The sequence below is a fragment of the Streptococcus sp. HMSC10A01 genome, assembly GCF_001807785.1.
Lineage (GTDB): Bacteria > Bacillota > Bacilli > Lactobacillales > Streptococcaceae > Streptococcus > Streptococcus gordonii.
In genome coordinates, this window is sequence record NZ_KV790977.1 from 16,982 (window position 1) to 32,005 (window position 15,024).

Sequence of the window (15,024 nt, forward strand, 5' to 3'; positions counted from 1 at the left end):
GAGGATGTATGAAAGAGATTATTGCAAAACTAGCTGATTTTAAGGATTTAAGTAGCGCTGAGATGACAGATGTGATCGAGCGTATTGTCACTGGGCAGGTGGCAGAGTCCCAAATTGCAGCCTTCTTACTGGGACTCAAGATGAAGGGGGAGACGATTGAGGAACGAACGGCTTTGGCTCAGGTAATGCGAGGCCATGCTAAGCAGATCCCGACCACTATTCGCACTGCTATGGACAATTGCGGTACGGGCGGGGACAAGTCTTTCAGCTTCAATGTTTCGACTACTGCAGCTTTTGTACTAGCCGGTGGCGGAGTTAAGATGGCTAAGCACGGCAATCGCTCCATTTCTTCTAAGTCAGGTTCAGCTGATGTGTTAGAAGCTCTTGGTATCAATCTAGACTTGGACGCGGTTAGCTTGGGCAAGGTTTTTGAGCAGACAGGTATCGTCTTTCTCTTTGCAAAGAATATGCACCCAGCCATGAAATACATCATGCCAGCCCGTCTTAGCTTAGGCATTCCCACTATCATGAACCTAACTGGTCCACTCATCCATCCCATGAGTCTAGAAACTCAGCTTTTGGGGACCAGCCGACCGGATATGCTAGAGAGTACGGCAGAAGTTTTGAAAAATATGGGACGCAAACGTGCAGTAGTCGTGTCGGGTCCAGATGGTCTGGACGAGGCGGGTCTCCATGGCCGTACCCAGTATGCTCTGCTGGAAAATGGTCAAATCAGCCTGCACAGCTTTCTGCCGTCAGATATTGGCATGAGAGAGATACCTCTTGAAGCGATTCGCGGAGGCAATGCCAAGGAAAATGCAGAAATTCTGCTATCTGTCCTGCAAAATCAAGCCAGTCCCTATCTAGAAACGACAGTGCTGAATGCGGGATTGGGCTTCTATGCTAATGGGAAATCAGACAGCATAGAAGAAGGAATAGCTTTGGCCCGCCAAGTGATTGCTAGCGGCGCAGCCTATGAAAAACTCAAGCAACTACAGGAGTATCAGAAATGAGCAAAGAATTTCTCCCGATGATTCTAGAGCAAAAAGAGCAGGAAGTGGCAGCCATGTCCTATGAAGAACTGCAACCTCTGCGTTCGACCTATTCCCTCTATGAGTATCTCAAAAGTCATCCTCAAGAGCTGCAGCTGATTGCTGAGGTAAAAAAAGCCAGCCCCAGTCTGGGAGATATTAATCTCGGTGTGGATATTGTGGAACAGGCTCGCACCTATGAACGATGCGGTGCAGCCATGATTTCGGTCCTGACAGATGAGATTTTCTTCAAAGGACATCTGGATTACCTGAGAGAGATTTCCAGCCGAGTGACCATTCCAACCCTCAATAAGGACTTTATTATTGATGAAAAACAGATTGTTCGCGCCCGCAATGCAGGAGCGACAGTTATTCTCTTGATTGTGGCTACCTTGCCTGAAAAGCGACTGCAAGAACTCTATGATTTTGCGACAGGTTTAGGTTTGGAAGTTCTGGTCGAAACCCATAATCTGGCGGAGCTGGAAATTGCCCATAGAATAGGAGCACAGATAATCGGTGTCAATAACCGCAATCTAGTTACTTTTGAGACTGATATCAATACAAGTCTTCAGCTATCTGCCCATTTCAAAGATGACAGGGTTTACGTGTCTGAGTCCGCTATATTTAGCAAGGAAGATGCTGAGCTAGTAGCTCCTTATTTCCATGCGGTTTTAGTCGGAACAGCCCTGATGCAGGCTGAGAATGTGGCAGAAAAAATCAAGGAGCTGAAAATTGACAAAGGTTAAGATTTGCGGCTTATCAACGGCCAGTGCTGTGGAAACGGCATGCCAGGCTGGTGCGGATTACATTGGATTTGTTTTTGCTGAGAGTCGTCGGAGGGTTAGTTTGGAGCAAGCTCAGGAGCTAGCTGCCTTGGTGCCACCTGCTGTCCGAAAGGTAGGAGTTTTCGTCTCTCCGAGCTTGGCAGAGCTGCAGGAAGCTATTTCAGCGGCAAATCTGGATTTGGTGCAGATTCATGGTGATTTTGATGAAGATCTTCTGACTCAGATCGGCCGGCCGGTTATTCGAGCTTATCAGGTCAAAGGAGCGTTAAAAGATGTCAGCCAACAGGCGGACTACCTGCTCTTTGATGCCCCTCTTGCAGGTAGTGGTCAGACCTTTGACTGGCAAGTTTTTGATAAAGGTCAAATCCACCAGCCCTTCTTTATCGCCGGTGGTTTGAATGTAGAAAATGTCCGAGAAGCTATTCAGCACTTTGCCCCTTACGCAGTTGATGTCTCTAGCGGGGTCGAGACTGACGGCCAGAAGGACTTAGAAAAGATAAAAGAATTTATAGAAAGAGTGAAAGATGGCATATAATCAACCCAATCAAGAAGGATTTTATGGTGAGTTTGGTGGACGTTTTGTTCCAGAAACGCTGATGACAGCAGTTTTAGAGCTAGACAAAGCCTACCGTGAGAGTAAAAAAGACCCAGCCTTTCAGGCTGAGCTGGACGAGTTGCTAAAGCAATATGTAGGGCGGGAGAATCCTCTCTATTTCGCTAAAAATCTGACAGCCTATGCTGGCGGTGCTAAGATTTATCTGAAGCGGGAAGACCTCAACCATACTGGGGCCCATAAAATCAATAATGCTCTAGGCCAGGTCCTATTAGCCAAGCGGATGGGCAAAAAGAAAATCATTGCCGAGACTGGTGCGGGTCAGCATGGAGTGGCCACCGCCACAGCTGCAGCCCTTTTCAACATGGACTGTACTATCTATATGGGCGAAGAAGATGTCAAGCGCCAAGCCCTCAATGTCTTTCGGATGGAACTTCTTGGAGCTAAGGTGGAGTCAGTGACCGATGGCTCTCGAGTTCTCAAGGATGCAGTCAATGCTGCCTTGCGAGCTTGGGTGGCTCAGGTCGATGATACTCACTATATTATGGGCTCAGCCTTGGGACCCCATCCTTTCCCAGAGATTGTCCGCGACTATCAGAGTGTGATTGGTCGTGAGGCCAAGCGCCAGTTTGCTGTGCAAAATGAAGGTGCCTTACCTGATGCTTTAGTCGCCTGCGTTGGCGGTGGTTCCAATGCTATTGGCCTCTTTTATCCCTTTGTTGACGATAGCACAGTTGCCATGTATGGAACAGAAGCAGCTGGGCGAGGCATCGATACAGATGAACATGCTGCGACCTTAACCAAGGGCCGGCCAGGTGTTTTACACGGTGCCTTGATGGATGTCTTGCAGGATGAGCAAGGGCAGATTTTGGAAGCCTTCTCTATCTCTGCCGGGCTGGACTATCCGGGCATCGGTCCTGAACATTCTCATTTTAATGCTATCCAGCGCGCCACTTATGTTCCAGTAACGGATGAAGAAGCTTTGGAAGCCTTTCAGCTCTTGTCTCGTATCGAAGGGATTATCCCTGCTCTAGAGTCTAGCCACGCTATTGCTTATGCAGTTAAGCTGGCTAAGGAGTTGGGACCAGAAAAATCAATGATTGTCTGCCTATCCGGCCGTGGTGACAAGGATGTCGTTCAGGTAAAGGAACGCTTGGAAAGAGAAGCTGGTCAAAAAGGAGGTGCCCATGACTAAAACACTCACTCAGCATTTAGAAGCCATCAAAAAATCAGGTAAGGGAATTTTCCTTCCTTATATCATGGCTGGGGACCACGAGAAAGGTTTAGCAGGTTTGCCAGAAACTATCGCATTTTTGGAAAACTTGGGCGTGTCAGCCATTGAAATCGGCCTGCCATTTTCAGACCCTGTTGCAGATGGGCCAGTTATTGAAGAAGCTGGTCTGAGAAGTCTGGGTCACCATACTTCCGCCAAGTCTTTAGTCGCAAGCTTGCAGAAGTTGGACACTCAGCTGCCTCTCATCATCATGACCTACTTCAATCCTATTTTCCAGTACGGGCTCAAAGATTTTGTCAAGGATTTGGCTACGACACCAGTTAAAGGATTGATCATTCCTGATCTGCCCTATGAGCATAGAAATTTCATCTTGCCTTTACTGGAAGATTCAGATCTTGCTCTTATTCCTTTAGTGAGCCTGACGACTGGACTAGAACGTCAGCAGGAGTTGATCAAGGAAGCTGAAGGTTTTATCTATGCTGTAGCCATCAACGGTGTGACAGGTAAGAGCGGAAGCTACCGCAATGATTTGGACCAGCATTTGAGCAAGCTCCATGATATTGCTGAGATTCCAGTGCTGACAGGTTTTGGCGTTTCGACTTTAGAGGATGTTGGCCGCTTCAATCAAGTCTCAGACGGAGTCATTGTCGGATCTAAGATTGTCAAAGCTCTTCATGAAAAGGATGACAGTATCGCAGCCTTTATCCAAGAAGCAGCAGCTTATAAGAAATAAGAACCAACACACCAAACAAAAGACAGGGTACAAATGCCAGCCTGTCTTTTTTCTTTTTAAAGCAAAAGCAAGTGAGACCGGAGAAGCTAGCAATTTGAATAAGAATGAGGATCTCCGTCAGACTGAAAATGGCTGAACAGGAAGCAAGGAAAAGAAAGTCACCAGCACCAATACGAAGATTGTAAAAGAAGGCTAGAAGTCCTAAGGCTAAAAAGAAGAGCATGAGAAGATTGATGCCTGCTGTCATTAGCAACAAGAGCTGAAAAACTAACCAGATCATTAAGGGGTATTGCAGCTCTCTTTGATCGTAGATGGCTAGGGTCAAGCCCATGGTAAGTAGCAGGAGTTGACTGATAGAAATTGTACCAAGTGAAGTTGCCAGAAAAAGACCGCCCAAAATACATTCAAAAAATAAATAGCGTAAGGGAATCTTGTCTCCACAGAAGCGACAGCGAAGACGGTTCAAGACTTGGGAAACAATAGGAATCAAGTCACGAGGGGCCAGTCTTTTCCCACAGGCATTACAATGACTAGCTGGTGTGATGATAGACTGCTCTGGGAAGCGGTCGATGACCAAGCCTAGGAATGAGGCAAAGACGGTACCAACAAGAAAAAAGTATAGGTGAATCATACTTATTTATTCGTAATTTTAAACAGAAAAATTCTGAAATTTTGCAACTTTTCTAATAAAGTCTTTTTTTGAATCTTTTGTCTTGACTTTCTTATTTAGAAGCATTATAATTAAACCATAATCTAAAAAGATTAGAATGATTATAAATAAAATAAGCGAGGTAAGAATATGACTCAAGTAAAAAATGCCGCTGCAACTGATGTAGCAACTTTTGTAAACCAAAACTCTTTGCCAAAAACTAAGGCTGTATTAAACCAAGTGGTGGCAGATCTTTATACTGCTCATATTGCTCTTCACCAAGTTCACTGGTATATGCGTGGTGCTGGTTTCATGGTTTGGCATCCAAAAATGGATGAATACATGGAAACTTTGGATGCAACTTTGGATGAAGTTAGCGAACGTTTGATTACTTTGGGTGGTAAACCATACTCTACTTTGACAGAATTTATCCAACATAGTAAGATCGAAGAAAAAGCTGGTGAATTCAGCAAAAACGTAGAAGAAAGTTTAGCGCGTGTAATTGAAATCTTCCGCTATTTGACAAATGTATACCAAGAAGCGCTGGATGTGACTGACGAAGAAGGTGACGATGTAACCAATGATATCTTTGTTGGGGCTAAAGCAGATTTAGAAAAGACTATCTGGATGTTGACAGCTGAAATTGGCCAAGCACCAGGATTGTAAAAAAGTTTGAAGAAGGAATAAAATTCTAAAATATGATTAGAGTCTTATCTATAGAATTTTATTCCTAGAATGATAGATATTTTTTATCACCCCTCTTTTAAAGGCAGCTGACATAGCTGCTTTTTCTGTTTATTTTTCCATCTTGAAAATATGTGTAAAATCTGGTACAATAAGGCACATGAAAACACTTTATGATGTTCAGCAATTTCTCAAAAGTTTTGGCATCGTAATCTATATGGGCAAGCGATTGTATGATATAGAACTGATGAAGATTGAGCTAGAGCGAATTTACGATGCGGGCTTGATGGACAAATTAGAATATTTAGAGGCTGAAGCAGTCTTGCGCCGTGAGCATCAGTTAGAGTTGAAATATATCGAGAAGAATGGAGAATGGAAGAAATGACCTGGATTTTGATGGCGATTATGGCTGGTATACTGGCTTGGATGGGCTTTAACTATTTTAGATTGCGTAGAGCAGCAAAAGTTGTTGAAAATGCTGAATTTGCGAGCCTAATCCGTCAAGGTCAGCTTGTGGATTTACGGGAACCTGTTGACTTTCATCGGAAGCATATCTTGGGGGCTCGAAACATTCCCTCAACACAGTTAAAAGGAAATTTGGGTGCACTTCGTAAAGATAAGCCAGTCTTGCTTTATGAAAATGCTCGCGGTCAACGAGTAATGAATGCAGCTCTACTCTTAAAGAAAAATGGCTTCTCTGAAATCTATATCTTGTCTTATGGGCTGGATAGTTGGAAGGGAAAAGTTAAAACAAGTTAATTTAGCTTTAAACATATTATATATAAAAGGCACAGATAAAATCTGTGCCTTTTATTATGTCTCGCTCCCTTAGGTGCTAGACAAATGAACCACTCGTCTATCGGTGATTATGATTCAATTGGTTGGTCAAGAAGCGAGATCAAGTATTAAAGGTGGAAATTAGAAAAATATAATCTATCGACTTAGTTCTAGATAGTTCTTGATAAGCTTTAGCTCATCTTGATTTAAGGAACGATAGTCTCCCTCAGCTAAACTGGGATCGAGTTGAAAATCTCCAAAATGAGTTCTTTTGAGATAGGTAACTTTCACTCCTATTGCTAGGAACATTTTCTTTACTTGGTGAAATTTTCCCTCTGAGATAGTTACAGAAGCTGTGCTCAAAACAGGTGTAGTAGAATGGATTGTGAGTTGAGCTGGCTTACAAACCTTGCCGTCTAAGAAGCGAACGCCTTGTTGGAAGGCTTCAATAGCCTGATTATTTAGAAGTCCGTTGACTTGGACGTAATAAGTTTTATCTACATGATATTGAGGGTGAAGTAGTTGAAAGCCAAGGGGGCCATTATCAGTAATTAAGAGGAGCCCAGTCGTATCTCGGTCTAAGCGACCAATAGAGTACAGTTCTCCACTATAGTCTTCCTTTTTGATCAGATCAATTACTGTTTCTTTACTAGCATCGGAGTTGGCTGTTATATAGCCTCGCGGTTTATTCATCATAAAATAACGATGAGCAGGAGCAGAAACCTTTTGTTTATCGAAGAGGATTTCTTGTAGGCCAGTATCTACATTTTGGCTAAGACTTCTAGCGGGGGTCTGATCTATCAGAATAGCCCCTCGAAGCAAGGCTCGTTTCATGGATTTTCGGCTAATTGATGCTTGAGCTAGCAAACGGTCTAATCGCATAGTTCTTCCTTTTAATAATCTTATGCTTAATTATAAGTTTTCAATGTAAGAAATGCAAATAATGCGAGAAGGACTGATTTTTCAATGAAAACATTTACACTTAGCTAAACTGTGATTTTTGAATTAGACTGTGGTATAATTGTTCAGTTAGAAATAAAAATTTAAAGTAATAGAGGCAATCATGACAAAATTAAGAGAAGATATCCGTAACATTGCGATTATCGCCCACGTTGACCACGGGAAAACAACCCTCGTTGACGAATTATTGAAACAATCTGAAACTCTTGATGCACGTACAGAGTTGGCAGAGCGTGCGATGGACTCAAACGATATCGAAAAAGAGCGTGGAATTACAATTCTTGCTAAAAATACAGCCGTTGCCTACAACGGAACTCGTATCAATATCATGGACACACCTGGACACGCGGACTTCGGTGGAGAAGTTGAGCGTATCATGAAAATGGTTGACGGTGTTGTCTTGGTTGTAGATGCCTACGAAGGAACCATGCCACAAACTCGTTTCGTATTGAAAAAAGCCTTGGAACAAGACCTTGTTCCAATCGTGGTTGTAAATAAAATCGACAAACCATCAGCTCGTCCAGCAGAAGTAGTGGACGAAGTATTGGAACTCTTCATTGAGCTTGGTGCAGATGATGACCAGCTTGATTTCCCAGTTGTTTATGCTTCAGCAATCAACGGAACCTCTTCATTGTCAGACGATCCAGCTGATCAAGAAAAAACAATGGCACCAATCTTTGATACCATCATCGACCATATCCCAGCTCCAGTGGACAATTCAGATGAGCCTTTGCAGTTCCAAGTGTCTCTTTTGGACTACAATGACTTCGTAGGTCGTATCGGTATCGGGCGTGTCTTCCGTGGTAGTGTGAAAGTTGGGGACCAAGTTACCCTTTCTAAACTAGACGGCACAACCAAAAACTTCCGTGTTACAAAACTTTTCGGTTTCTTTGGTTTGGAACGTCGTGAAATCCAAGAAGCTAAAGCAGGTGACTTGATTGCTGTTTCAGGTATGGAAGATATCTTTGTTGGTGAAACCATTACACCGACAGATGCAATTGAACCTCTTCCAATCCTACACATCGATGAGCCAACGCTTCAAATGACCTTCTTGGTAAACAATTCACCATTTGCAGGTCGTGAAGGAAAATGGGTGACTTCTCGTAAGGTGGAAGAACGCTTGCAAGCAGAATTGCAAACAGACGTTTCGCTTCGTGTTGACCCAACAGACTCACCAGATAAATGGACTGTTTCAGGACGTGGAGAATTGCACTTGTCAATCCTGATCGAAACCATGCGCCGTGAGGGTTATGAGCTACAAGTATCTCGTCCAGAAGTTATCGTAAAAGAGATTGATGGCGTTAAGTGCGAACCATTTGAGCGCGTCCAAATCGACACACCAGAAGAATACCAAGGTTCTGTTATCCAAAGCCTTTCAGAACGCAAGGGTGAAATGCTAGATATGGTGGCTACTGGTAATGGACAGACTCGTTTGGTCTTCTTGGTTCCTGCGCGTGGTTTGATTGGCTACTCTACTGAGTTCTTATCTATGACTCGCGGTTATGGAATTATGAACCATACCTTTGATCAATACCTGCCAGTGATTCCTGGTGAAATCGGTGGTCGTCATCGTGGTGCCCTTGTTTCCATTGATGCTGGTAAGGCTACAACATACTCTATCATGTCTATTGAAGAACGTGGTACTATCTTTGTCAATCCAGGTACTGAGGTTTATGAAGGAATGATCATCGGTGAAAACTCTCGTGAAAACGACTTGACTGTGAATATCACCAAAGCTAAACAGATGACTAACGTTCGTTCAGCTACTAAGGACCAAACAGCGGTTATCAAGACACCTCGTATCTTGACCCTTGAAGAGTCTCTTGAGTTCTTGAACGACGATGAGTACATGGAAGTAACACCTGAGTCTATCCGTTTGCGTAAGCAAATTCTAAACAAGGCAGAGCGCGAGAAAGCCAACAAAAAGAAAAAATCAGCTGCAGCTGAATAAGTAAAAGGGAAAGGAGTAGCAAGATGGTTTATTTAATAATTGGAATTTTGATACTCTTATATTACCTTTTTGCTGCTCCTCAGAGCATTAAAGGCACCTTTAATGTCTTATCGGTTGTATTAGTCTTGGTTTTGTTTATCATTCTCTTGGTTTTAGCGGCATTTCGGATTTTTCAAATGCCGGGAGAGTTATTTGTTGGGGTGGCTATGCTTATTTTGGCTTATTTTGCCTTACGCGACATTGCTCGATTAGATAAGAAACCTGGTTTGTTTGATTTTTTAGACGATAAAAGCAAAGATTAAAAATTGGCTTAAGAACTAAAATTTGATTTAGTTCTGGGCCTTTTTTTATAGATTGTGAAATGAAAGGAGGATAAGAGTTAAACTCTGATAACTTTTAGAATTCTATTACAAATCATTGCAAATCAGAAAAAATATCACATTTTTTTCACAAGTTAACAACAGACGTAAATAAAGCGCATCTATGACTTTTTTATTTCTTTAAAAAAGGGTAAAATAGAATGAAGTACAATTAAAGAGGTTTTTTATGAAGAATATAGCAAGTTTTGCTAACAAGAAAGTCTTGGTTTTAGGTTTGGCTAAGTCAGGTGAATCTGCTGCTCGCCTTTTAGATAAATTAGGAGCCATCGTGACAGTTAACGACGGTAAACCTTTCGAGGAAAATCCTGCTGCTCAATCCTTGCTAGAAGAAGGCATTAAAGTGGTGACAGGAGGCCATCCTCTGGAGTTGCTGGATGAAAACTTTGAATTGATGGTTAAAAATCCAGGTATTCCTTATAATAATGCTATGGTTATTCGGGCTCTGGAGAAGGAGATTCCTGTTATCACTGAAGTTGAGTTGGCTTATCTGATTTCTGAAGCTCCAATTATTGGTATTACGGGATCAAATGGCAAAACGACGACCACAACCATGATTGCGCAAGTCTTGACGGCTGGTGGTCAAAATGGTCTTTTGTCTGGTAATATCGGTTTTGCTGCCAGTCAAGTAGCCCAATCAGCTAGTGGCAAAGATACACTGGTCATGGAACTGTCTTCCTTCCAGTTGATGGGGATTGAGGCTTTTCATCCACAGATAGCTGTGATCACCAATCTCATGCCGACTCATCTGGACTACCATGGCTCTTTTGAGGAATATGCAGCTGCCAAGTGGAATATCCAGAAAAACATGACAGCTGATGATTATCTTGTTTTGAATTTCAATCAAGATTGGGCCAAGGGAATGGCTAGCCAAACTCAGGCTACTGTTGTTCCTTTTTCAACAACTGAAAAGGTGGATGGTGCCTATCTTGATGGTGATGTCTTGACCTTCCGTGGAGAAGCGATTATAAAGGTGGCTGAAATCGGTGTTCCTGGCAGTCACAATGTCGAAAATGCTCTGGCTACGATTGCAGTAGCTAAACTTCGTGGTATTGATAATCATACGATCAAAGAAGTCTTGTCAGCTTTTGGAGGCGTTAAGCATCGTCTCCAGTATGTGGGGCAGGTAAATGAGGTTGCCTTTTACAACGACAGTAAGTCTACCAATATCTTGGCAACCCAGAAAGCCTTGTCCGGTTTTGACAATAGCAAGGTGATTCTGATTGCAGGTGGCTTGGACCGAGGCAATGAATTTGACGAGTTGGTGCCTGACCTCAAAGGGCTCAAGAAGATGGTAATCTTAGGGCAATCAGCTCCGCGTGTAAAGAGAGCCGCTGATCAGGCTGGTGTTTCTTATCTGGATGCGACTAATGTCCGGGATGCAGCTCATAAGGCTTTTGCTCAAGCAGAGCCAGGAGATATTGTCTTGCTCAGTCCTGCCAATGCTAGCTGGGATATGTATAGTAATTTTGAAGTCCGTGGCGATGAATTCCTCGCTGCATTTGAAGAATTAAAAGGTTAAGATGAAAAAGATTGTATTTACAGGCGGAGGAACGGTCGGTCATGTAACCCTCAACCTTCTCCTGATTCCGAAATTTATCAAAGAAGGCTGGCAGGTCCATTATATTGGCAATAAGCATGGTATTGAGTATCAAGAAATCCAAAAGTCGGGACTGGACGTGACCTTCCATTCGGTAGCTACTGGCAAACTTCGTCGCTACTTTTCGTGGCAGAATCTGCTGGATGGCTTTAAGGTCGTCTGGGGCATTTTTCAGTCTTTGGGCATCATGCTCAAGGTACGGCCGCAGGCCCTCTTTTCTAAGGGAGGCTTTGTATCTGTTCCGCCCGTGATTGCAGCTCGGCTGTCAGGAGTGCCCGTCTATGTTCATGAATCGGATCTATCCATTGGCTTGGCCAATAAAATCGCCTATAAGTGTGCGACCAAGATGTATTCAACCTTTGAGCAAAGCTCTAGTCTGACCAAGATTGAGCATGTCGGAGCTGTGACCAAGGTCGGTAGTCAAGAGCCAGTCCTACCGCAGGAACTAGAAGAAATCCGTCAGTATTTTGATAAAGAGTTGCCAACTCTTCTTTTTGTGGGTGGTTCTGCTGGTGCCAAGGTTTTTAATGATTTTGTCAGTCAGAATCAAGCTACACTGACCGAGTGTTATAATATCATCAATCTGACAGGCGATGAGAGTTTGGATACTTTGTCTGACCGACTCTTTCGCAGAGCCTATGTGACGGACCTCTATCAGCCTTTGATGGACCTGGCAGATGTAGTTGTGACCCGTGGTGGTTCTAATACAATCTTTGAGCTCCTTGCTATGGCTAAGTTGCACATTATCGTTCCTTTAGGACGCGAAGCCAGTCGTGGTGATCAGATCGAAAATGCGGATTATTTTGTGAAAAAGGGATATGCTGTGAAGCTGGAAGAAGAGCAGCTAACTTTAGAAGGGCTTGAAGCTTCTGTGGAACAGGTTCTAAGGGATAAAGATACATATTATCAAGCCATGAAAAATTCTCATGAAATCAAGTCAGTAGAAGATTTTTATGCTGTATTGAAAAATGATATAAACAAAGGGAAAAAATGACGACAAAAGATAAAGGTGACCAAAAAGAACTCCAAAAATATTTATCTGCATGGCAAAAGCGTCATCAGGAGTACTTAGAAAAAAAATCTCAAGAAAAAGCCTCTGAAACTGATGAAGAAGAGCGTAACGATGAGACTTTTGAAACTTCAGAGTCTACTGAAACAAACGAAACAGATAGTAGTGAAGAAGAAAAAGAAGTTCAAGATCAAGATTCAGATGATGATGAGACAAATGAGTCTGAAGAGACAGAAGATGTTGAAGAGCCCTCAGAAGACGATGAAGAGTATGATAAAGAAAACACCGAAGAATCAAGTGATGTTTCAGAAGATCGAACTGAAAATTTTGTAGGTCAAGCTGATATAGAAATTGAAAAAGAAGCTAAGCCAGACAAACCTAGAATCGAGAAAATCCATCTATACAGGGCTATACCAGTTCTGGTTATCAGCTCTCTCTTGATTCTTCTGTCACTCTACTTTATCACTCCTTTAGGTAGCCTTAAAAATATAGTAGTTACAGGAAATGAGCGTGTAACTCAAGATGAAATTATCAAAGCTACCCAAATTGATATCCGAGATTACACTTTAACAACGTTTTTGAATCGTAATCAGTATGCTAACAACTTGAAAAAAGCGAATGCTTGGATCGAAAAGGCTGAAATTTCATATCAGTTCCCGATTACATTCAAGATTCAAGTCACAGAATTTAAGATTCTAGCCTATGAAGCTTCTACTGGAAATATCTATCCAGTCATCAGCAATGGAACTGTGATTAATCAACCAGTAAAGAAAGAAGCTTTGCCTGAAAATTACATGCGTCTTAATCTATCTGATAAAGCTAAGGTTAAGAAACTTATGCAAGAATTATCAGATGTACCGGATAGTATCAAAAATGAAATTCAAACTGTAGATTTGACTCCAAGTAAGGCTACAAAAGATTTATTAACTTTGACAATGAGAGATGAGCATAAGATTATTGTTCCTCTTTCAGATATTCATAAGAAATTACCTTACTACAGTCGTGTACATCCATTGTTGACGGAACCTAGTATTGTGGATATGGAAGCGGGAATTTTTAGCTATTCTACTAGTCTTGTGCAAAAAGAAGAACAAGAGAAAAACGAAAGTTCAGAAGAAACTGAGCAGAGTGAAACAGAGGAAGTTCCATCAGATGTTACTGATGAAACAAATAACTAAAGAAAACGAAGAAAAACTCTCCACTTTTGCTAATTTTGTGTTATAATAGGCAATGGATAACTGTATTTTTTAGAGTTGTCGATAAAGTAGGAAACTCGGATGATAGAGAGGAATGATGTAATGGCTAGAGACGGCTTCTTTACAGGATTAGATATAGGAACTAGCTCCATTAAAGTATTAGTGGCTGAGCACATCAATGATGAAATTAATGTAATTGGTGTTAGCAATGCCAAAAGTGCTGGTGTAAAAGACGGAATTATTGTAGATATTGAGGCAGCAGCAGCTGCTATTAAAACAGCAATTGCTCAAGCAGAAGAAAAAGCGGGGATTTCAATCAAAGTAGTTAATGTGGGCTTGCCTGCAAACTTACTACAAATTGAGCCTTCACAAGGAATGATTCCTGTTACAAATGATGCCAAAGAAATCACAGATATTGATGTAGAAAATGTTGTTCGGTCTGCTTTGACGAAGAGCATGACCCCTGATCGGGAAGTAATCACATTTATTCCAGAGGAATTCATCGTTGATGGTTTCCAAGGAATTCGCGATCCTCGCGGTATGATGGGGATTCGTTTAGAAATGCGTGGTTTGCTCTATACTGGTCCGCGTACTATTCTTCATAACTTACGTAAAACTGTGGAACGTGCAGGGGTTCAAATTGAAAACATTATTATTTCACCACTTGCAATGACAAAATCAGTTTTAAACGAAGGTGAACGTGAATTTGGTGCTACAGTCATCGATATGGGTGGCGGCCAAACAACAGTAGCCTCAGTAAGAAATCAAGAACTTCAATACACCAATATCTACCAAGAAGGTGGCGATTATGTCACAAAAGATATTTCTAAAGTTCTTAAGACTTCTCAAAAACTAGCTGAGAGTTTGAAATTCAACTATGGTGAAGCATATGTACCAGCAGCAAGTCAAGAGACATTCCAAGTTGAAGTTATCGGTGAAGTTAATCCAGTTGAAGTAACAGAAAGTTACTTAGCTGAGATCATTTCAGCACGTTTGAAACATGTCTTTGAGCAAATTAAGCAGGATCTAGAAAGAAGACACTTGTTAGATTTGCCAGGTGGGATCGTGATCATCGGTGGTGGTGCTATCTTACCGGGTGTTGTGGAATTGGCCCAAGAAATTTTTGGAGTTCCAGTTAAACTGTATGTTCCAAATCAAATTGGTATTCGAAATCCAGCCTTTGCTCATGTGATTAGCTTGTCTGAATATGCTGGCAACTTGACGGATGTTGATGCTTTGGCTCAGGCAGCCGTTCAAGGTAATGAGATGTTGCGTCAGCAACCAAGCAATTTTGTACGTCCGCTCCAAACGCAGTCTATCAATCCTTCTCGTATTACTACTCAAAGAGATCCACTACCTCAGGTAGAAGCTGAAACTAGAGTTGAACCTGCGATTGAAGTGGCGCAAAGCCAAGAACAAGAAACAAAGACAGAAAAATTAACAGATCGTGCCCGTAACTGGTTAGGCAATCTGTTTGATTAAAGG

The 15,024-nt window shown here is 42.2% G+C and carries 16 protein-coding genes; 14 read left to right on the forward strand and 2 right to left on the reverse strand.

Annotated features, from left to right (window positions below):
* Positions 1 to 8: 8 nt before the first annotated feature.
* Genes trpD through trpA form a run of 5 tightly spaced genes read left to right on the forward strand, consistent with a single transcriptional unit; the run spans position 9 to position 4,336 of the window.
* Positions 9 to 1,013 carry an anthranilate phosphoribosyltransferase gene (gene trpD, locus HMPREF3108_RS06370; RefSeq protein ID WP_061597635.1) on the forward strand — a complete coding sequence of 335 codons (1,005 nt, stop codon included), beginning with the start codon at positions 9 to 11 and terminating at the stop codon, positions 1,011 to 1,013.
* Entirely contained in the window at positions 1,010 to 1,777 is a 768-nt protein-coding gene (trpC, locus tag HMPREF3108_RS06375) for an indole-3-glycerol phosphate synthase TrpC (protein ID WP_070493898.1), read from the forward strand. The genes trpD and trpC overlap by 4 nt, the downstream gene beginning before the upstream one ends.
* Positions 1,764 to 2,351, forward strand: coding sequence for a phosphoribosylanthranilate isomerase (locus HMPREF3108_RS06380; protein WP_070493901.1), 588 nt, complete (start codon positions 1,764 to 1,766; stop codon positions 2,349 to 2,351). Before trpC ends, HMPREF3108_RS06380 begins: the two co-directional genes overlap by 14 nt.
* A complete protein-coding gene (gene trpB / locus HMPREF3108_RS06385; protein WP_070493904.1) occupies positions 2,341 to 3,564 on the forward strand; it encodes a tryptophan synthase subunit beta in 1,224 nt (407 codons plus the stop codon). The genes HMPREF3108_RS06380 and trpB overlap by 11 nt, the downstream gene beginning before the upstream one ends.
* A complete protein-coding gene (trpA, locus tag HMPREF3108_RS06390) occupies positions 3,557 to 4,336 on the forward strand; it encodes a tryptophan synthase subunit alpha (RefSeq protein ID WP_070493907.1) in 780 nt (259 codons plus the stop codon). The genes trpB and trpA overlap by 8 nt, the downstream gene beginning before the upstream one ends.
* On the opposite strand, the gene HMPREF3108_RS06395 is transcribed toward trpA, so the two are convergent.
* Positions 4,305 to 4,967: a prepilin peptidase gene (locus HMPREF3108_RS06395; RefSeq protein ID WP_070493910.1), complete on the reverse strand. Its 663-nt coding sequence runs from the start codon at positions 4,965 to 4,967 to the stop codon at positions 4,305 to 4,307. The two genes, trpA and HMPREF3108_RS06395, sit on opposite strands and share 32 nt — an antisense overlap.
* Positions 4,968 to 5,135: 168 nt before the next feature.
* On the opposite strand from HMPREF3108_RS06395, the gene HMPREF3108_RS06400 reads away from it, so the two are divergent.
* The 3 genes from HMPREF3108_RS06400 (at position 5,136) to HMPREF3108_RS06410 (ending at position 6,428) form a co-directional block, all read left to right on the forward strand.
* Entirely contained in the window at positions 5,136 to 5,651 is a 516-nt protein-coding gene (locus HMPREF3108_RS06400) for a Dps family protein (protein ID WP_008809115.1), read from the forward strand.
* 178 nt (positions 5,652 to 5,829) lie between these two features.
* Positions 5,830 to 6,054 (forward strand): YqgQ family protein, encoded by a 225-nt coding sequence (locus HMPREF3108_RS06405; protein WP_041789586.1) that lies wholly within the window; start codon positions 5,830 to 5,832, stop codon positions 6,052 to 6,054.
* Positions 6,042 to 6,428 carry a rhodanese-like domain-containing protein gene (locus HMPREF3108_RS06410; protein WP_371106295.1) on the forward strand — a complete coding sequence of 129 codons (387 nt, stop codon included), beginning with the start codon at positions 6,042 to 6,044 and terminating at the stop codon, positions 6,426 to 6,428. Before HMPREF3108_RS06405 ends, HMPREF3108_RS06410 begins: the two co-directional genes overlap by 13 nt.
* Positions 6,429 to 6,602: 174 nt before the next feature.
* On the opposite strand, the gene HMPREF3108_RS06415 is transcribed toward HMPREF3108_RS06410, so the two are convergent.
* Positions 6,603 to 7,328 (reverse strand): 16S rRNA pseudouridine(516) synthase, encoded by a 726-nt coding sequence (locus HMPREF3108_RS06415; RefSeq protein WP_070493912.1) that lies wholly within the window; start codon positions 7,326 to 7,328, stop codon positions 6,603 to 6,605.
* 181 nt (positions 7,329 to 7,509) lie between these two features.
* Here HMPREF3108_RS06415 and typA point away from each other — a divergent pair, with 181 nt between their 5' ends.
* From typA to ftsA, 6 genes are all read left to right on the forward strand, one after another.
* A complete protein-coding gene (typA, locus tag HMPREF3108_RS06420) occupies positions 7,510 to 9,357 on the forward strand; it encodes a translational GTPase TypA (protein ID WP_012000144.1) in 1,848 nt (615 codons plus the stop codon).
* A gap of 23 nt (positions 9,358 to 9,380) precedes the next feature.
* On the forward strand, positions 9,381 to 9,659 hold the full coding sequence (locus tag HMPREF3108_RS06425) for a DUF3165 family protein (protein WP_012000145.1): 279 nt from the start codon (positions 9,381 to 9,383) through the stop codon (positions 9,657 to 9,659).
* Positions 9,660 to 9,903: 244 nt separating this feature from the next.
* Positions 9,904 to 11,256 (forward strand): UDP-N-acetylmuramoyl-L-alanine--D-glutamate ligase, encoded by a 1,353-nt coding sequence (gene murD / locus HMPREF3108_RS06430; RefSeq protein ID WP_070493915.1) that lies wholly within the window; start codon positions 9,904 to 9,906, stop codon positions 11,254 to 11,256.
* 1 nt (position 11,257) lies between these two features.
* The gene (locus HMPREF3108_RS06435; protein WP_070493918.1) at positions 11,258 to 12,328 is read left to right on the forward strand and encodes a UDP-N-acetylglucosamine--N-acetylmuramyl-(pentapeptide) pyrophosphoryl-undecaprenol N-acetylglucosamine transferase; all 1,071 of its coding nucleotides are present in this window, start codon (positions 11,258 to 11,260) and stop codon (positions 12,326 to 12,328) included.
* Entirely contained in the window at positions 12,325 to 13,521 is a 1,197-nt protein-coding gene (locus tag HMPREF3108_RS06440) for a cell division protein FtsQ/DivIB (protein ID WP_070493921.1), read from the forward strand. The genes HMPREF3108_RS06435 and HMPREF3108_RS06440 overlap by 4 nt, the downstream gene beginning before the upstream one ends.
* Before the next feature lie 120 nt (positions 13,522 to 13,641).
* A complete protein-coding gene (gene ftsA / locus HMPREF3108_RS06445) occupies positions 13,642 to 15,021 on the forward strand; it encodes a cell division protein FtsA (RefSeq protein ID WP_053794841.1) in 1,380 nt (459 codons plus the stop codon).
* Positions 15,022 to 15,024 lie beyond the last annotated feature (3 nt).